Raw genomic sequence first — 18,996 nt, forward strand, 5'->3', positions numbered from 1 at the left:
CGAAAATTAAAAAGACAGCAAAAACGTGCCGAAAAAGAGGCCTTAAAAGCCCAACAATTGCCAACTCAGTAAAACCACGTATACCAGTTTGGCGTTCGCAAACGATTGGTACACGTGGTATAGGTGACAAGATATTGTCACCAAAAAAGTAAAGCAAATATTTTATTAGTTTAGGTGTAACCTTTTAATAATCAGCAGCGTCATATACAAGTAAACCAAACCCTAAATAGCATGAAAAATATTTTAACAACCCTGAGTGCGGCAATATTGATCATAATAACTTTTGGTGCATTTGCACAAACCCAGCAAACCAGGCCGGTATCAGGTTTTAGAGGCATTTCGGCAGCGGCGTCTTGTACTGTACATATTAAAATTGATGGCACAGAGAGCCTGAAAATTATAGCAGATGAAAGTACTTTAAAAGATTTTGAAACCGTAGTTGAAAATGATATATTGATCATCCGGCAAAAAAATCATCTTTCATGGAGTTTGTTTTCGGGCTTTAACCATAACCGGGTTGATGTGTACGTTACCGCAAAAACCTTGTCGTCGCTTACCAGTTCCGGATCTGGCAACATACAGTTGGAGGGCAGCCTTACCGGCAATGCAGAAATGAAAGCTAGCGGTTCAGGAAATATAAACGCGGCTGTTAATGCAACAAGTTTGGCCGTGTCTGTTAGTGGTTCCGGCCACATTACTTCTGCTATAACCGCGGGGCAACTTAACGCATCTGTTAGCGGATCAGGCGGTCTTGCACTTAACGGTGCAGTAAAAAATGCCGACATAAAGGTAAGTGGCTCCGGTAATATAAAAGCCAAAGAACTTAAGGCCGATGTTGTAAACGCAAATGTTTCCGGATCGGGCAATATCTCCATCAATGCCGATAAAAAAATAAGCGCACACGTTGCAGGCTCAGGTAATATTACTTATACAGGTAACGCAACTGATATTAATGTAAATAGTTCAGGCTCGGGTAGGGTTAAAAAGGGGTAAAATATTCGAACTTTTTCTTCTGATTTTTAACCAAGCTACTGCAACAGCAACTTCAAATTAATCCCAAAATTGGTAAACGCGGTGTTAAACGTTTGCGAAGTATAAGGCCGGTTAATGGTTGAGTCATAAAAGAAACTCAGGTTAAAACGCTGGCTTATGGAATAATCAATGGATGGGCGGTAGGTTATATTTTGCGCGCCCGAATACACCTGGGCGGCTTTTACATCGGCAAGATAAATAAGTGTTTTACTATCGTGCAGGGCAAACTGAATCTTAAAGTTTATATCATTTTTTAATATGGAGTTATTAAAAAGTCCGAACGGCCAGCGCATATTGTTGGTTTTATAGCCAAAATCAACCGTTACCCATTTATCATTTTGCTGGGTTAGCTGGCTGTTAAGCAAGCTAAGGCTTAATGCCCTGCTTTGCCGGTACTCCAGGGTGGCGGTCATATTATTTTTAAAGCGCATATCGGCCCCCAATAAGGGTACAAACTCCTCAAAAATACTTATCTGCGAAAACTGGTAGTTAGGTAAAAAATTACTGTTTACATCCCTTGAACTTACATGCCCGTTGGTTTCCTGGTATTGCGGCAACGTATTAAAATTACTTACCGTATAGGCCGAACTATACCCGTGCTGTAAAGTAAACGAGTCGAACACCTCTGCCAGAAAAGGCAAACGGCTTAGCCCGTTATAGGTTATATGCCAGTTAGGTATGGGAATTGAAGGGAACTGGCTCAGACTAACGCTTGACGCATTTTTACCCGTATATGCAGCCAGGAAGGCAGGCACAACCACGTCCTGCGAGTTTTGTCCATAACCATCGGCATAGCCGTTCGTGGTAGGTGTTGAGTTAGGATTTTGGCGCCCCAGTCGCTGCGAGATGGCTGCCCTATTGTCTAAAAATTTCTGGTAAGTAGCTGATATATTATCTACCCCACTTTCTTTAGAGAATGCCGTTGCTATGGAGATTATAGATACACTATAATTACCCGAGGTAATTGGCGATAAATTTTGAAAGCCACCGGCAGATGGCAGGTATTTAAAGTTAGTTTGATAGGTATGTTCCTGTGTTTTAAACCCGGTTAGTTCAATGCGCAGATCATGTGTGGGCTCAACAGTAGCTTTAAGGTGGTAATCTTGCTGAAAGTTGGTTACGTACAATTGGTTTTGCAGCGTATCTTTTGATATCCAGTTATTGGCTATTGCCCTGCTGCGCAGATCGGCCTGGCTGCCCAATAAAAAGCCTATACCCGGCGCGTTATAATTCAGGTCCTCGCCCAAAAAGTTTGATTGTGGTAAATACCCCGGTAAAAACGTGCCTTCGCTACTGGTGTAGGTGCCGCTTATATTTTTAACACTGGTTAAAATACTTAACAATGCACCACCAATGCCTCCCCCTTTACCGGGCTTATCCAGATTACTTAGGGCTGATATTTTATTATAAAGCATTGTCATGTTTAATGATGGCGTTAACTGAATATTGCGCGCGTTTTGTATGCTGTTACCCACATTAAACAAGGGGTTGCCAATGGCAAATTGAGGCGGGGCCTGCCAGTTAAAGTGCGTGGTATAACGCGCCAGTAAACCCATCCAGTTTAAAACGGGTATTTTGGCAAACGGTACGGTATAATTGGCCGTTAGCGTATGGTTATAGTTGGTGGTACGCCCCAGCCTGCGCAGGTTTGACCACAACGTGTCTTTTTTTAACCCGGTAATGCGCCCGTAAGGCTCATCAACTACCGAAAGGTTTGAGGCATCCAGATCAAGGGTTAATGATTTGGTAAGGTTCCATCCTATGCCATATAGCCGCGTTATATTAAAATTTTTATTAAAGGTTGTAGGTACAAATACCGGGTTAGCAGGATCATTATTACGCAGGGTATTTTCTGAATAAAAGCGATCAAAATTCATACTGAAATTTAATCGCGAAGGCATCAGGCTAAAATTGATGTCGCGTATTAAAGCCAGCGTATTTCTTTTAATGATCTTTTCAAACGGACTTATATATTTAGGCTGGTTAGCGTAATTATAAGCTACTGATACATGGTAGGTTTGCTCAATATCATTCAGGGTAGTAAAATCATGGTGCAGGTATTCGCTATAAGCATAAGTGGCGTTAAAATTTTCAATATCCCAAACATGATTAGGCGAGTTTATATTGGTTTTAACCTTATGTACATTAGTTAGGTTGATGCTTTTGCGCCGGGTATAATCTTCGGCGGCGTTTTTTATAGAGTCGCGTTGCTGGCTGCTGGTTGCGCCGCTCAGGGTTTGACTCAGCAATACATCGGGTTGTGCCGGGTCATATTTAGGCATGGCAACCTCCGACGATACATTTACATAAGTTGGTATATGTATACCCGTTTTATCCGGAAAAAACTTACCCAGGTCCATACTGGCCGATATATCATAAGCCTGGTTATCGTTCAAACTACGATCGGTAGGTTTTGAGTCAAGCGTACCAAAGCCTGCGGTACTTTTACTGCCCGAAAGGGTTATATCAGCAAAGTCGGCCAGTTTAATATTAGCTCTTGCGCGCGCGGCCCAGCCGCCATCATTGTTAAAATCAGTAAGCCGCAACTCATCAAACCATACTATGCCCGATTTTGCTAAACCATCATCAACGCCCGGCAATGAATTACCCTGGTATGGATTACGCACACCCAGCATAACCGTTTTTAAACGGCTCAGATCAGGCATACCAACAATAATTATCTTGTTTTGCCCGTCGCTATACGTAAACGGGCGCGTTAGCGGCCATGGCCCTCCCTGGTATTTAGCATTGTTACGCGCCACCTTCGCGTCGGTTAATAATGAAAGTTGAAGATTAAGTTCATTTGCTGCCGGCCATATCTCATCGGCATTGGTTGTTGGCGGCGTTACCTGTAAGGGTATTTCGTATTCGTAATAATTGTTCTGATAATCGGCACCTAAACGTATAAACGCATGCACATCATTATTATTCAGTGTAGAGGTGGTTTGTGCCTCGGCGTGTATAAACATTTGCAGGTGCTTATACTGCCTCAGGTCATTATTAAATGTTTTAAAAGCTGCACGCGAATACCCGTCGCTCAGGTTGCCGAAGTTTAATGATAATGATTGCTCATTTAACTGGGTATTGCCTTGTAAATTATTATAATCGCGCTGACGGTTTATGCCCGGCGGCACTACATAAGGTATAGGTGTGCGTTTACCATTGGCCTCAATATTTACCGTCTCTACATTCAGTGTCGAATTATCCAGCGGCGGGTTTGTAAAAGCCGGGTCGGCAATTACATTAAGGGGGTTATTTTCGGTATTATAGGCCCGCCAGTCGCCGCGTACCAGTTGCAGGGCCGCAAAACGTAACACCGCGGTATCGGCAAAATTGGTCATAAACATGCGCATAAAGCGTATAGCTTTAAAATCCTGTATGCCGCCTACGGCAGATTGATAGGCTGAAATAGGTATACGAAACTGGTACCAGGTTACCGGCTTGGTGTCGCCGTTAGGCAGCTTAACCTGCGATACTACTTTATCATTAACAAAATTTTTGCCTATCACCAGGTCGGCCGGGCGCATGGATACTTTGTATTCAAAATATTGATCATCCTGGCTCATGTTATTATCATGGTCAATATCCTCTCCATCAGGCAATGACGTAGCAGCCGATGTTTGCAGCCCCAGTTGTGCCTGCGATTGCTCTGCAGTTTTTGAGTTGCCTTCCGGGCCATTATATTGGCTGTAACGCTTTAATATACCGGCCTGCTGCTGGTCAAGCTGGGGGCCCTGGTAATACTGGTAATCGTCTGACGAAGGGTCATTAGCCAAACTGGCAGCAGCTTGCGGGTTTAACACTGCGGAGGCCTGTTGCACTACCGGGGCAAATTTGCTTTGCTCGTCCGCATCACCCAACCCGTCTAACCCCACATCCTGCAACTGGCGGGCAGCGGGGTTATTGTCAAACGCGTTTACCACCGGCTGCTGTTTAGGTACACGACCCCATGCGGTATTATCAACCGTGCTCAGGTCGCCATTAACAGGCAGGCCATTTTCTAAACTTTTGCGGCCATCTTTTAAAACGTCCTCTGATATGCTGCCCAGGTTAAGTAAAAGGTCGCCACCTGCCGAACCCGGTTTATAAATAAACGGATCCATCACCCAAAACTCAATATATTGTACGTTTAACGATTGAAAATCTGTGGTCGAAATAGGCCGGTAAATACCCCCCCAGCGCGATTTTGGGTTTTGCAACGAACCATCGTTGTTTATGCCTGCAGTGGCGTAATTATACGGCCCGCGCACATTTGGGTAAAAAGCCAGATCAAGCGTTGACAGGCTTAACGGCAAGCCGGTAACAGGCTGTTTATACGGGTATACTTCTGTTTCATTAACCTGCCTTACATAATGGTTGGATAGCTCCGTACGAGACACCGGTATGGAGCCCGAATTGGTATAAAATATAGGGTCGATATTATAAAACGCCAGTCTTGCCCGGTTATAGCCATAACTCAGGTCATTATATAAACGCGATTCGGGGAAATACTGCGGCGTGGCGGATAGCTGCCAGCCTATTGCCCCTTTAAGATCAATTATCGACTGGCTATTTTCAAAATCGTCCAGGTACGAAGTGCCGTTTTTTGAACCGGCATAATTTAGCGCGGACGGGCTGCCCGGCAGCAATTGCGCAAACTCGCCATTAAAATTAATGGACGACGGTGCTTTGGTATGAATAAAAGGCATTTTATCAACCAAACGCGTAAGCAGCCTCGATGTAGAGTTGTAATTGCCATCAAAACCCCAAATAGAATTGGAGATAGACTCCTGGCCCGCTATCTCATTTTGAGAGATTGGCTGCTCGGTTAAATGCATAAACGTTGCACCCAACGCTAACTTAGGGCTAACTTTGTAATCTAACCTTGTACCGTATAACGATTTTTGCTGAACTCCAAATAATTCATTACTCTCCAGGTTTACGCTAATAGGTTGCCCTGAGGTAATGAGCGATTGGTTAATGATATTAAGAGTCCCGGCATTATAGTCGATGCTATAATCTGTGCCCTCTACCAACTTTAACGACCCCGCGTTTACAGTTACCGACCCCTGCGGTATGTTTACCGCGTTAAGCTGATATGTTCCTCCACCTCCCTGGGCGCTATAAGTACCCTTAATTACATACCGGTTAAGCTGCGGAAAAAATTGCTGCGCCACCGTTTTGGTCGAGTCGTACAGTGGCTGGAAGGTGTACCGCTTTATCAGGTCCGTTTCGCCCGGGTTAAATTGCCGGGCAAGGTCAGAGCCAAAAGGCTCCAGTACCGGGAATATGATACGCCCGTATGTCGGATCAATAGTCACCTTGTCTAAAAAGTCAAAATACCCGTCGGGCTGCTTTTGGCCCTGCTGGTTAAGGTTATCTAAATCGGTTAATTGCAGCCAGAGTTTACCTTTAGTATTTTGCCCTTCCTCCATCAACGGCTTTTCAATACCCGACTTATCATCTAAACGCGCTATGCGCAGTTTAAAATTAGTAGAGCTAACCTGGGAAGCGTTAAGCGAATAAATGTTTTTCATCATCAGCTTCCAGGTAGGCAGGTTGGTTTTTAGCAGCGTATTTTTTAATAGTTTAAGATATAATAGTTTTGGCGCAGTGGCATCAACCGGGATATCTGCTGAAAACTCGCCAACCTGGTATTGCACGCCGTTATACGTATACTGGTAAGCTACAGCCAACACCTCATCGTTATTTAAAGGATAATTAAGCGATATATAGCCCAACTGCGGGTTAAGCGTAAATTCCTTGGATGTTAGCTTACGCGCATAGGTTAGCTTGGCATAGTTATCCGTACCGCCATGGCTGGCAAAATACTGGTTTAACGTATTGGCCGGATCATTAGACAGCCGTACCGACGCGGGTAAATTAGCCAGCAAATTGTTGGATTGTTGCGGAAACAACGGACTTTGAAAACCCGCAGGCAACGCCGAAAAACCCGGACCGCCCTGTATCTGCGCCGTATTGTAAGGTGCATTTTCGCCCAGATCCATAAAGCCAACCACATCTCGCGAATCGGTGGCTACGTTGGTGCGGTTAGTGGTCCAAACCTCAATTTTTGTAATATTTACATTGGAACTGATAATAGGGATATTGGCCAGCGCCTTGTTATAATTATTGCGGAAAAATTGCGATAAAAAGTAGTGCTTATTGGCTTCATAATCTGAAGCGCTTGCATTAAACTCGCCCTGCTGCGACCCATTAGAGATAGTGATTGTTTTTGATTGCGACCGCTGCTGGGTTAAAATACTGGTTACATTAAGCTTGCCAAACTTCAATTTGGTACGTATACCAAACAACGCTTGTGTGCCGGTAATTAACGACGTATTTAACGGCATACTTACCGTACCGGCCTGTATTTCCTGAATGATCTCGTCAGGGTGACCGGTATATTCTAACTTCAGCTGGTTATCAAACTGAAACTGTGCCTCGGTATTATAATTGGTGGCAATTTTTAATTTATCGCCTATCATACCGGTAACATTGAGCTGTATACGCTGATCAAAATTAAAATTGAACTGCTTGCGCTGGCGGGTATTAAAAAGCGGGTTTTGGTTGCTGTTTATCTGCCCACCAATAATGGCTTCGGCAGATCCCTGCGGCCTGATATCAATAGTAGGGCTGCCAAATATGCGTTCAAAAGTTTTGTTGCGCACTTGTATTTGCGGTATAAAACCCGGCTGTTGCGATTGGTAAGCATAATTATCAGACAGCTGTTTAAAATAATCCCGCTTCTCTTCTTTTTGCTTTAGCGCTAAATATTCAGAAAATGTGAGGTATTGCGGCGGGCGGTACAACAAATTGCCTACACGCTCATAAAGTACATATTTGTTGGTAAGCAGGTCGTACTCAACAGTACGTACAAGATTAGGTGGGTCGGGCTCAAATACGCCATTACGCGACAGTGCGGTGTTTGATATGGTACGTTTTAAAGGAGAAATTATAGCTGTTGTGTCCTTTTTTAAAACGCTGATGGGGCGCTGGGCAAAAACAACGTTTCCTGCCCCGCATAAAGCAGAAATAATTACGATACACGAAAGAATTTTTTTAGTAAAAATCCTAATCACAAATTCGAAAAATCTAATGATGCGTAACTATAAGCTTTTTAGCGCCAACTTAATTAACTGCTCTACAGTTAAAGTTCCGCCATTTTTATTAATCTCCTGTTCAATAACCTTTTCGGCTGCATTACGGGCAAAACCCAACATCACTAATGCCGATAATGCTTCATCTTTAACTGTTTTGTTTGCCGGTGCCATAGTTAATGACGATCCGGGCCCTTCTTTGCGTAATTTGTCCTGCAGTTCCAATATAATTCGCTGCGCAGATTTGGGGCCTATCCCCTTTATACGTTGTATTAAAGGTACATTACCATTTATAATAGCTATTTGAATTTCGTCAGGTGTGATAGATGATAGCATCATGCGCCCCGTGTTGGGCCCAATGCCTGATATTGATATTAAATGCAAAAACAAACGGCGCTCCCCTTCGTCGGCAAAACCGTATAAGGTATGGCCGTCTTCTTTTACGTGTAGCCAGGTAAATAGTTTGCATCGCTCATCATTCCCCAGTAAAGAAAAAGTATGTAACGATATATTGATATGATAACCTACGCCGCCGGCATCAATAATAACGTATGCAGGGCATTTAAAAACCAGTTTACCATCAATATATGCGTACATAAAGTATCTTCAATAAGTTGAGAACAAAATATAAAAACCTTATCCCTTAAAATAACACGTAATAGCTAATGATAAACCAGGGTGTGATCAATCACCACTTCTAAAATACGAAAAATTATTTTACCCCGCCTTTTCCTGGGCATCGGCCACCGCAATGGTAACCATATTCACTATCTCTCTTACCGAACTGCCTAACTGCAATACGTGTACTGATTTTTTTAACCCTAACAGTATAGGACCAACCGCTTCGGAGCCACCTATTTCCTGTAATAATTTATAGGCTATATTGCCCGACTCCAGTGTAGGGAATATCAACGTGTTTGCGGGTTGCCCTTTTAGGGTTGAGAACGGGAAGTTATCCGCAAGTAACCTGGCATTCAAAGCAAAGTTAGCCTGTAGGTCGCCGTCTATGATCATGTCAGGATATTTGTCATGTAGTATGCGTACAGCCTCACGTGTTTTTTCGGGAATAATCCCTTCGTTTGAGCCAAAATTAGAGTAGGATAGTATAGCAACACGCGGGCTAATATTGAATTTTTTAACCGCTTTTTCAATCAGCACGGTAATATCAACCAAATCATTAACCGATGGGCTAACGTTTACAGTGGTATCGCCTAAAAACACGGGGCCTTTTGGTGTTATCATCAGGTACATACCTGCTACACGGTTTACCCCTGTTTCTGTACCAATAATTTGCAACGCCGGCTTAACCGTGGTTGCATAGTCTTTAGTTAACCCTGATATCAGCGCGTCGGCTTCGCCAAATTGCACCATACAAGCACCGTAATAATTTGAGTCGCTCATTAATTTGCGTGCCTCGTATAAAGTTATGCCCCTGCGCTGGCGCTTTTTATATAAGTAGTTGGCGTACTTCTCTGTATTTTCTGCGCCTATATGCGGGTCAATGATCTGTACATCATCCAGTTCAAGGTCATTCTCTTTGATGATCTCTTTTATTTTCTCAACATCGCCAAGCAAAATTGGGGTAGCAATACATTCTTCTTTTACTATTTGCGCTGATCGTAATATCTTATAATTATCGGCATCAGCAAAAACAACACGTTTAGGATTTTGCTTTGCTTTATTGGTAATATTACGCAATAGCTTATCGCTTGACCCAATGCGCAATCTTAACTCTTCGGTATAGGCTTCCCAATCGGTAATTATTTTACGCGCTACCCCTGATGCTATAGCCGCTTTTGCAACAGCTACTGATACCTCGGTTATTAACCGGTGGTCCATCGGTTTCGGGATAATGTATTCCCTGCCAAATTTTAAGTTTTTGGTATTATAGGCCAGATTTACCGACTCGGGTACAGGCTTTTTAGCAATTTCGGCAATGGCATGCACCGCGGCTATTTTCATTTCTTCGTTAATGGCAGTAGCCCTAACATCCAACGCACCTCTGAAAATATATGGGAAGCCCAATACATTATTTACCTGATTAGGATAATCAGACCGGCCTGAAGCCATAATAATATCTTTACGTGCTGCTATCGCCAGTTCATAAGCAATTTCAGGGTCGGGGTTTGCCATGGCAAAAACAATAGGGTTTTTAGCCATTCCCTTTAGCATATCCGGTGCTACCACATTACCTGCCGAGAGGCCTATAAAAACATCGGCGTTTTTTAAAGCGCTGGTCAAGTCGGTAATATCTTTACGTGTGGTGGCAAATTGCTGCCGCATCTCGTCCAGGTCGGTGCGTGATGTGGATAACAAACCATTAATATCAAACATCACCAGGTTCTCTTTTTTAACCCCTAATGATAAATACATTTTTGAGCAGGATACCGCGGCGGCGCCCGCGCCATTAACCACCATTTTTATCTTGTCCAGCTTTTTGCCCTGCACCTGGCAGGCATTTAATAAGGCTGCGCCCGATATAATAGCCGTGCCGTGCTGGTCATCATGCATTACCGGTATTTTCATTTCGGCCTTTAAACGGCGCTCTATTTCAAAACAGGTAGGTGCAGATATATCTTCTAAATTGATACCACCAAAAGTGGGTTCTAATGCTTTAACAATGTTTACAAACTCGTCAACCGATTGTACGTTAACCTCCAGATCAAATACATCAATATCAGCATAAATCTTAAATAACAAACCTTTGCCTTCCATTACCGGCTTACTGGCTTCTGGGCCAATATTGCCCAAACCCAATACGGCAGTGCCATTGCTTATTACGGCAACAAGATTGCCCTTTGCGGTATATTTATATACATCATCCACATTTTCGGCAATACGCAGGCATGGCTCGGCAACCCCAGGCGAGTAGGCCATTGTCAGGTCGCGTTGTGAATTGGTGGGTTTGGTAGGTACTACCTGTATTTTTCCGGGACGGCCCTTTGAATGATAGTTTAAGGCGTCCTGTTTACGGTTTGGCTTATTCATGGTTACAATCAAAGTTCAAAGTTAACTTTTTGAACGGGTAATGCATAAAAAAAACCCGGTCATGAAAAATCAAAACCGGGTTCCTGATAATAATGGGTTAGCCCCTGGTTATGTTTACCAACATATCGGGCTGGGCTTTATAGTTTATTACTTTTAAATCGTGCTTAGAGGGCGGTTGTTGTACTGATGATTGGTGCATATCATTTAACCACAACCTTTTGCCTGTAGCAGCTTTGTTACCGTGTATATTGTTCCAGTCTTTCAGGTCCTGTAATTCTATACCATACTTGTCGGCTATTTGGGCAAGCGTTTCGCCACGCTTCATCACGTGCGATTCGGGCATCTTGCGGGACGCCGCTTCTTTAGAGGCGGGCAATGCCGGCAAAGGCTCGGAGGCAGGAGCATCCCCATTTAATACGGCATATAACGCATTGTAACTTTCTTTGCCCGGTACAGGTATAATTAATTTACGGGGAGCAGCAGTACTGCCATTTATTATTTGACGGGTATAGGCGGGGTTTAATAAGGATAGCTGATGCGAGTCGACGTTCAACGCTTTTGAAACATCGCTTATTGACACAAACCTGTTTACCATTACCGTATCAGCACCTGCTTTGGTAAAACCCCAGGGCTGTGCTTCTATATCATGATCTTTAGCATAGTTCATTACATACGCCACACCAATATAGGCCGGTACATAATTACGTGTTTCTACCGGAAGATATTGGCGTATTGACCAAAAATCAAGCGCGCCTGCTTTTGCAATGGCACGTTCAACATTGCTTTTACCGCAATTATAGGATGCTATAGCCAGCAACCAATCACCAAATTCCATGTACGCATCTTTTAAATAAGCGGCAGCGGCATAGCTTGCCCTTACAGGGTCGCGGCGCTCATCTACATAGCTATCCATATTTAGGCCATACATTTTGGCGGTAGCCGCCATAAACTGCCACGGCCCGGTTGCACCCACCCTTGATACCGCTGTAGGATCAAGCTTGGACTCAACTATTGATAAATATTTTATTTCTTGGGGGATACCTGCCTCCCTGAATGCTTTTTCGTAAATAGGGAAATAATATTTAGATAACCCAAGCACCTTGCTCATTTCATCTTTATGACGGCTGTAGGTATCTATATAGGTTTGTACATATTCGTTATAATCTAACGGAACCTCTTTGGTTATCGAATCTAAACGAAGCTTAAAAATGGAGTTTGCATAATATGCTGCAGACTTCGCCGCAGCAACTGTATCGCCGGGTGAGGATGTGTTTTTATTTGCATTATACGCCAAAACCGAGGTACTGGCGTAAACTATATTTAACAATAAAATACAAATAGTTACAGTAAAAATTTTCTTCATTCTTTTATTTAAGGACTGTTACGGATCAATAAAGACAGAAGTTTTACTAAAATATTAAATTTTTATAGTTGAAGGAAATATTTTGCAAAATTTAACAATTCCTGCTCCTCAAAATGCTTTGCTAATAGCTGTAAGCCTAACGGTAATCCATCAGCATTATTGCCTGCCGGCAATGATATTGCCGGTACGCCTGCTAATGATGCCTGCACGGTAAAAATATCGGCCAGGTAACCAACAACAGGGTCTTTATCACTCTTGCCAATGGCTGAGGCGGGTTCGGGTGCAGATGGGACTAAAATAAAATCATACTCCTGCAAAATCTGTTCTGTTTTTTCGCGGATAATACGGCGCACCTTTTGGGCCTTGGCGTAATAGGCATCGTAATACCCGGCGCTTAAAACAAATGTACCCAGCATAATGCGGCGCTTAACTTCCATACCAAAACCTTCTGAGCGTGAACGCTTATACGTGGAAACAAGGTCAGTAGCATTTTTACTCCGGTAGCCATAATGTACCCCATCATATCTTGCCAGGTTTGATGAAGCTTCTGCTGTAACCAAAATATAATATGCCGGCACCAAATAGTCCAGATGCTCAAAAGCAATTGGTGTAACGGTATGGCCCTCGGCACGCAGCTTATCAATATAAGTAGTTAACGAAGCTTTTATTTCGGCATTAACCCCCGGGCTTGATAATGCCTCCTGTAAATAAGCAATTTTCTTTTTTGCTGCTGATGACTGCAAATTGGTACTGTAGCTTTCAACCGGCTTTTGCGATAAGGTACTGTCATATTCATCGGCACCTGCCATAACTTCTAACAATAAAGCAGCATCTTCAACCGAACGGGTAATGGGCCCGGCCTGGTCAAATGATGAAGCATAGGCAATAATACCATGCCTTGAAACGCGGCCATAAGTTGGCTTTAATCCAATCAATCCGCAAAATGATGCAGGCTGCCTTACAGAGCCGCCGGTATCAGTACCTATTGCGGCATGGCACATATTAGCTTGTACGGCTACAGCCGATCCGCCTGATGAACCTCCTGAAACACGGGTATTGTCGGCATGATTTTTTACCGGGCCATAATATGATGACTCGTTTGTGGCGCCCATAGCAAATTCGTCGCAATTACAACGACCAATTATGATGGCGTCTTCAGCTATTAAACGCTCAACAATGGTTGAGGAGTAAATAGCGGTAAAATCTTCTAAAATTTTGGATGAGGCACTCAATTTATGCCCTTTGAAGGAAATATTATCCTTAATAGCTATAACCATACCTGCCAGTTTACCGGCGGTACCCTGCTTAATACTGTGGTCTACCTCAACGGCCCGGGCTAAAGCTTCATCTGCAAACACCTCATTAAAGGCGTTTAAATGTGCATTTAATTCAATTTGACTCAGGTAATTTTTTACCAGTTCTTCAACGGTAACACTTCCGCTTTGCAACCCACTCTTTATTTCATTTAAAGAGGAATAAAATTTAGCCATGGGCCTAAAATAAAAACTTATCCATTGAAATTATAAATAAATTCAACAGATAAGTATAAATGTAAATAAGCTATAAATAGAAATAAGATAAATCAACCCCTTATTAAAGGATTAAACTTTTGATTTATCTTCATTATTAACGGGTTCGCTGGTTCCGTTTTGCGCGTCTTTAAATTCTTTTACGCCTTTGCCTAAACCTTTCATCAGTTCAGGAATTTTTTTACCGCCAAATAGTATTAAAACTACTGCCAGAATAAGAATGATTTCAGGTGCACCTAATCCCATGATTTTTTATGTTTAATATTAGTTATAACTATAATTTATGTTGTTCGCCCGTTTTAACGGCCTCTGTAGATACGTGAGTTTCGTCTGTATGGTTTTCGTTTTTAAACGCATAAGGGTCAATCGGTCCATTATCCACCAATTGATCAGTAGCGGTTACGTGGCTTTGCCCTGCTGGTATGGTATTAGCTACCGGCTGGTGTTTGTGCACGTCTTCAAAATCGCCATCCGTATCTGTATACTGGTACGGCTTATGCTCTTCAAGTTGGGCAGGCTCCGCATGTTCTGCTAATTCAGCATTAGCAGCCGGAGTAGCTTCTGTCGTTTTTTTATTTTCGTAATTATCTATCTGGTTATTTATCTCGCGCTTTACGCCTTCAGAGGCATCTTTAAAATCGCGAATACCTTTACCAAGCCCACGGGCCAACTCAGGTAACTTATCGCCGCCAAACAAAAGTAACGCCACAAACATGATCAGCATTACCTCGGGGCCACCAATATCTAAAAACAACAGGGCTGAACTAAACATAATTTTACTATTTAAGGTTACAAATATACGTAAATAATATATTAACGGATGTATTAACAGATGTAACTATTTAGTTGCCAGCCATGCTTGCGGATTAATTGATGTAGTACCTTTATTTAACGTAAAGCTTATTTCTGTATCGCCCGATATTGGATCAACAGCAGCTGTGCCAATGTTTTGTTTAGTGCTAACTTTTTGCCCTTTTGATACATTAACTGACTTTAAATTAGAATAGGCTGTAAAATACTCTCCGTGTTTAATAACAACGAAATATGTGCCGCCCATATCCTGAAAACCATATACTTCACCGGAAAATATTGATCTTACTGATGCCCCAGGATTAGTTTTTATATCCCACCCATAACTTTCCATTGATATACCTTCAGTATAATATTTACCAAAGCCATGTATTATTTCGCCATAAGCAACTGGCCATGGCAAACTACCTTTGTTATCCAAAAACTCGCTCGAAAGTTTGGCTGCTTCAGGGGTTGCATTTAAACTCTCATTGATAGTTCTGCGCGAAGAAGATTTGGTTGTAGATTCTTTGTTACCTGCTTTGGCTCTGGCCAATCGGTCCTCTTCGGCAGCTTTACGTGCTGCTTCAGCAATTACTTCCTGAATCTTCCTATTCAGTCTATCTCTTTGAGCCTGTAGATCTTTTAGTTGTTGTTTTATATAACCAGCCTGTTTTGAAAGACTGGAAACTAGTTTTAAAGTTGTGCTTTTTTGCTTACCTAATGTTGCTTTGTCTTTTTCCTGTTCAACCAATAAATTATGCTTTTCTTCCTTGGTTTTGTCCAGCTCGTTTATTTTAATATGCAAGTCGTGCTGGGTGCTTTCAATATAACCGGCCTGCCGTTCGCGGTAGGTGGCAAACTGCTGTAAATATTTTAAACGTTTATAAGCCTGGTTAAAATCCTTCGCGGCAAAAACAAACATCAGTTTATTATAGGCACTTTTATTACGATAGGCAAATAGCACCATACCGGCGTACTCTTTTTTAAGTTGGTCTAACTGGTTTTGCAGACTATGTACGGTATTGGTATTGGTGGATATTTGATTATCGAGGTTACGCACTTCGCTGTTAATAATATCAATCTTTTCCTCCCTAAGCGCTATTTGCTTTTTTAAGTTGGTTAACTGTCCCTGGTTAACTTTTTTATTGTTCTGTACATCCTGCAATTGGTGGTTTAGCTGCTCCAACTCATCATTGATCCGGTCGCGTTGCTTTTTTAAATCGGCACTCGATTGCGCATACAAGTTCGCTGTTGCAAAAACACAAATAAAAAGTAAAACTATCTTTAAAAATTTCATTGGTTCAAAAGTATCAATTTTAATCAGCCGGCGAATATCTTTCAGGAATATTGAACGGATACTCCAGCTGCTGATCAAAATCAACCCGGGTATAATGCAAATTAACTTGTATTTTTTTATTTTTTATAGCAGATTGAATATCTATTTGCGAAGGCACTATTTTATTTTCAGCCTGTACCGGCGCGTCATTGGTTACCTGTAGGGTTTGCGCCTCTGCCGGATTTGATAAATTTAACAGCTGTGCTTTTTTATCGGGTCCCAAAGTAAGTCGGTAAACCAATTCCTGCAATTTACCCGATAGCGTAACGTTGCCGTTGGTAGGTTGTAAAATAACATGCGGATCATTCAAAATTTCGGGCATGGCGTTGCCTACCAGCAAGGCTTCTAATGTTTTATAGTTTATTTGTTTGCTGGCATAGGTATAAATATAGCTGAACGGCTTTTTTAAATACATACCCTGCAACTTATTAATAACATATATACTATCAGGTGTTATCAATGCCCGCGCTACCTCAATACCCAATATGGCAGTTACTGATACCCATATTTTTTTATTATGATCAATACGGATGTTTAGCGTAACATCATTGCTGTTATCATCAATATTTAAGGTGGTGCTTGATTTGGCAGCAAAGGTGTTAAAATTAAGCTGGCGGGCCTTTATATCATCAATAGGGTTAACCGTTTTAACTACCGGGGCAGGTACCGGCGCGGGTGGGGCAACTACTAATTTTTTTCGTGCCTTACAACTTACCATAACCAGCAGGCAAACGGCAATCAGCAGTTTATTCAATATATTTCTTCTCATTTATTTTTCGATCCAAATTTGGCGATGTGCTGCCGTAATCTTTAGCTTTTTTCCAGTTGCTAACGGCACCATCAGCATTACCTAAATTAAACAGTATATCGCCATAATGTTCGGTTTGTACAGCACTTTTATCCTTGTTATCAGCCAATGCTTTCTCTATCCATACCTTAGCCTCGGCATATTTTTTTTGTTTGAACAATATCCAGGCGTAAGTATCCTCAAACGATGCATTTTTAGGTTGCAGGTCATTTGCGTGTTTGGCATACGCGGCCGCTTTATCTAACTGCTCATTACGTACGCTTAAATAATAAGCGTAATTGTTTAACGTAAAAACATTATCCGGATTATAGGTAAGCGATTTTTCATACGCCGCGTCAGAGCTTGGAATATTTTTAAGTTCGTGATAGCAATCGCCCAATGCGGAATAGGATAAAGAGAGTATTTCTTTATCCTGCAACTCCAGCGAGGTGGCATTTTTTAAATAACTTAATGCTTTGTTATACTGTTTTTTTTGTACCCAGGCCACCCCAACAAAATAATTCATAGCTGCCTGGTTTGGAAAGTACGACAAGGCGTCCTCGCCATCCTTTATTACATTATCAATTTCGTTGTTACCCAGTTCAATCCTTACCAATTGCTCGCGCACTTCATATTGCTGGTTATCAATAGTTATTGATTTTTGATAAGCATCACGTGCTTCCTTAAACTTTCCATTCTGAAAAAGCATATCGCCATACAAGGCATTAGCACGCGCATCAGTGGTGTGTGTGGTTACTATTATTTTGCTCAGTTCAAGCGCGCTGGCTTTGGCATTAGGATCAGGGAATTTTGGGAAATAGCCAGTTACTATCCGCAGTTTCTGGTTAATGTCCAGGTCAGGCACGGCAAATGCCAGTTCCAGTTCATTAAAACTCGCGTCGGTATTTTTTTTGTCGCGGTAAATATCTGCCAGCGCCAGGTGTACCATACCGTTATTGGGGTCGGCTTTTTTTGCGCGCTCCAAAACTTTAAGGGCATTGTCATTTTGGCCACTTGAGTTATAAATTTCGGCAAGCAGTAAATAATAGCGTATCTGGTTCGGTTCGGCAGCAATACGCTGTTCCAGCCCGGCGGCGGCCTGATCAACTTTACCCTGCTTTAAATAAATTTTTTGCCGGTTAACGGTTATCTCGTCAGACGGGCCTGTAATTTTTTCTAAACTATCATACACCTTTAATGCCTCGTCATATTTCTTTTCGGCAAAATAGGCATTGGCTATGTCCAGGTAATAATCGGGCTTGTCGGGGTTTATTTTAATCAGCTCATTTAATACATTTTCCAGTTTGGCTACATCGTTATTTTTTTCATAGATGTCGGCCAGGGCCACCCAATACCATTCGTTATCCGGCTTTACAGCAACAGCCTTTTCAAGCAGGGTTTGTGCTTCGGGATAATTATTCTGAACTTTTTTAATTTTAGCCAGTTCATAAAGCGTGGCATCGTTTGAGGGGTCAATTTGTAAAATACGAGTATATAGGTCAGCGGCTTCTTTGCTATTATCGCGCGTTTTTTCTACCATCGCCGAATAGAACAAATTTTCTACCATCTCTGTATCCACACCCGGCTTTGCAGTGGCCTGGGCTGCACGGGGAGGCCTTTGTTGGGCATAAGCACTTGTAAAAAGCAACATACACGAAGCAAGGCTCAGGAAACTTGTACTTACCCGGCCTTTTATTTCAGTATACAATTCAATGCTTTTCAATGCTTAATAAACTTTTTTTATCCTTGCCTCTAAAATTTAAATATAGCTTTTAAGTTTTTCCATTCAAAATATAAAGCCGTTAACCCAAAAGCCAACAACAACCCATTGCCTATAAATATATTACGGTTAAATACATAGAATGATAAATAAACGAGCAAAAGCGATGAAATGATATAAGCCAGGTTCTTTTTTAAATTATACGGAATAGGATAATTTTTTTGCCCCCAGATGTAGGATAATACCATCATAACCGTATAAGCAGCCAGTGAGGCCCACGCCGAAGCCATATAGCTGTATTTAGGTATAAATAGGACATTTAATATGATGGTTACTATGGCACCGAACCCGGATATATAAAGCCCGTACC

General features: G+C 42.1%; 11 protein-coding genes and 1 pseudogene. 1 reads left to right on the forward strand and 11 read right to left on the reverse strand.

Annotation, left to right across the window (positions count from 1 at the left end):
- The first annotated feature begins 231 nt into the window (after nucleotides 1–231).
- The gene (locus ABI367_RS12120; RefSeq protein WP_462226596.1) at nucleotides 232–993 is read left to right on the forward strand and encodes a head GIN domain-containing protein; all 762 of its coding nucleotides are present in this window, start codon (nucleotides 232–234) and stop codon (nucleotides 991–993) included.
- A gap of 35 nt (nucleotides 994–1,028) precedes the next feature.
- On the opposite strand, the gene sov is transcribed toward ABI367_RS12120, so the two are convergent.
- The 11 genes and pseudogenes from sov to ABI367_RS12175 all read right to left on the reverse strand — a co-directional run.
- Nucleotides 1,029–8,093: a T9SS outer membrane translocon Sov/SprA gene (sov, locus tag ABI367_RS12125; protein WP_462226598.1), complete on the reverse strand. Its 7,065-nt coding sequence runs from the start codon at nucleotides 8,091–8,093 to the stop codon at nucleotides 1,029–1,031.
- A gap of 27 nt (nucleotides 8,094–8,120) precedes the next feature.
- On the reverse strand, nucleotides 8,121–8,708 hold the full coding sequence (ruvA, locus tag ABI367_RS12130; RefSeq protein ID WP_462226600.1) for a Holliday junction branch migration protein RuvA: 588 nt from the start codon (nucleotides 8,706–8,708) through the stop codon (nucleotides 8,121–8,123).
- A 120-nt stretch (nucleotides 8,709–8,828) separates the two neighbouring features.
- Nucleotides 8,829–11,099 (reverse strand): NADP-dependent malic enzyme, encoded by a 2,271-nt coding sequence (locus ABI367_RS12135; RefSeq protein ID WP_462226602.1) that lies wholly within the window; start codon nucleotides 11,097–11,099, stop codon nucleotides 8,829–8,831.
- Between the two features lie 97 nt (nucleotides 11,100–11,196).
- The gene (locus ABI367_RS12140; RefSeq protein ID WP_462226603.1) at nucleotides 11,197–12,462 is read right to left on the reverse strand and encodes a lytic transglycosylase domain-containing protein; all 1,266 of its coding nucleotides are present in this window, start codon (nucleotides 12,460–12,462) and stop codon (nucleotides 11,197–11,199) included.
- Nucleotides 12,463–12,524: 62 nt separating this feature from the next.
- Nucleotides 12,525–13,952 (reverse strand): Asp-tRNA(Asn)/Glu-tRNA(Gln) amidotransferase subunit GatA, encoded by a 1,428-nt coding sequence (gene gatA, locus ABI367_RS12145; RefSeq protein ID WP_462226605.1) that lies wholly within the window; start codon nucleotides 13,950–13,952, stop codon nucleotides 12,525–12,527.
- 111 nt (nucleotides 13,953–14,063) lie between these two features.
- Nucleotides 14,064–14,237 carry a Sec-independent protein translocase subunit TatA/TatB gene (locus ABI367_RS12150; RefSeq protein ID WP_462226607.1) on the reverse strand — a complete coding sequence of 58 codons (174 nt, stop codon included), beginning with the start codon at nucleotides 14,235–14,237 and terminating at the stop codon, nucleotides 14,064–14,066.
- Nucleotides 14,238–14,265: 28 nt separating this feature from the next.
- Nucleotides 14,266–14,763, reverse strand: coding sequence for a Sec-independent protein translocase subunit TatA/TatB (locus ABI367_RS12155; protein WP_462226609.1), 498 nt, complete (start codon nucleotides 14,761–14,763; stop codon nucleotides 14,266–14,268).
- Nucleotides 14,764–14,829: 66 nt separating this feature from the next.
- Nucleotides 14,830–16,080: a murein hydrolase activator EnvC family protein gene (locus tag ABI367_RS12160; RefSeq protein WP_462226611.1), complete on the reverse strand. Its 1,251-nt coding sequence runs from the start codon at nucleotides 16,078–16,080 to the stop codon at nucleotides 14,830–14,832.
- A gap of 19 nt (nucleotides 16,081–16,099) precedes the next feature.
- Nucleotides 16,100–16,888 (reverse strand): DUF4292 domain-containing protein, encoded by a 789-nt coding sequence (locus tag ABI367_RS12165; protein WP_462226613.1) that lies wholly within the window; start codon nucleotides 16,886–16,888, stop codon nucleotides 16,100–16,102.
- Entirely contained in the window at nucleotides 16,866–18,629 is a 1,764-nt protein-coding gene (locus tag ABI367_RS12170) for a tetratricopeptide repeat protein (RefSeq protein WP_462226615.1), read from the reverse strand. The genes ABI367_RS12165 and ABI367_RS12170 overlap by 23 nt, the downstream gene beginning before the upstream one ends.
- A gap of 29 nt (nucleotides 18,630–18,658) precedes the next feature.
- Nucleotides 18,659–18,996 (reverse strand): annotated as a pseudogene (locus tag ABI367_RS12175) (polysaccharide biosynthesis protein); the annotation flags it as partial.

The organism is Mucilaginibacter sp. (genome assembly GCF_039935595.1).
In the GTDB taxonomy this organism is placed as follows: Bacteria; Bacteroidota; Bacteroidia; order Sphingobacteriales; family Sphingobacteriaceae; genus Mucilaginibacter.

What these genes read in the sequence shown, in the direction of transcription:
- ABI367_RS12120 (WP_462226596.1), top strand. Translation starts at nt 232, where the DNA reads ATGAAAAATATTTTAACAACCCTGAGTGCGGCAATATTGATCATAATA.
- ruvA (WP_462226600.1), bottom strand. Translation starts at nt 8,708, where the DNA reads ATGTACGCATATATTGATGGTAAACTGGTTTTTAAATGCCCTGCATAC.
- ABI367_RS12135 (WP_462226602.1), bottom strand. Translation starts at nt 11,099, where the DNA reads ATGAATAAGCCAAACCGTAAACAGGACGCCTTAAACTATCATTCAAAG.
- ABI367_RS12140 (WP_462226603.1), bottom strand. Translation starts at nt 12,462, where the DNA reads ATGAAGAAAATTTTTACTGTAACTATTTGTATTTTATTGTTAAATATA.
- gatA (WP_462226605.1), bottom strand. Translation starts at nt 13,952, where the DNA reads ATGGCTAAATTTTATTCCTCTTTAAATGAAATAAAGAGTGGGTTGCAA.
- ABI367_RS12150 (WP_462226607.1), bottom strand. Translation starts at nt 14,237, where the DNA reads ATGGGATTAGGTGCACCTGAAATCATTCTTATTCTGGCAGTAGTTTTA.
- ABI367_RS12155 (WP_462226609.1), bottom strand. Translation starts at nt 14,763, where the DNA reads ATGTTTAGTTCAGCCCTGTTGTTTTTAGATATTGGTGGCCCCGAGGTA.
- ABI367_RS12160 (WP_462226611.1), bottom strand. Translation starts at nt 16,080, where the DNA reads ATGAAATTTTTAAAGATAGTTTTACTTTTTATTTGTGTTTTTGCAACA.
- ABI367_RS12165 (WP_462226613.1), bottom strand. Translation starts at nt 16,888, where the DNA reads ATGAGAAGAAATATATTGAATAAACTGCTGATTGCCGTTTGCCTGCTG.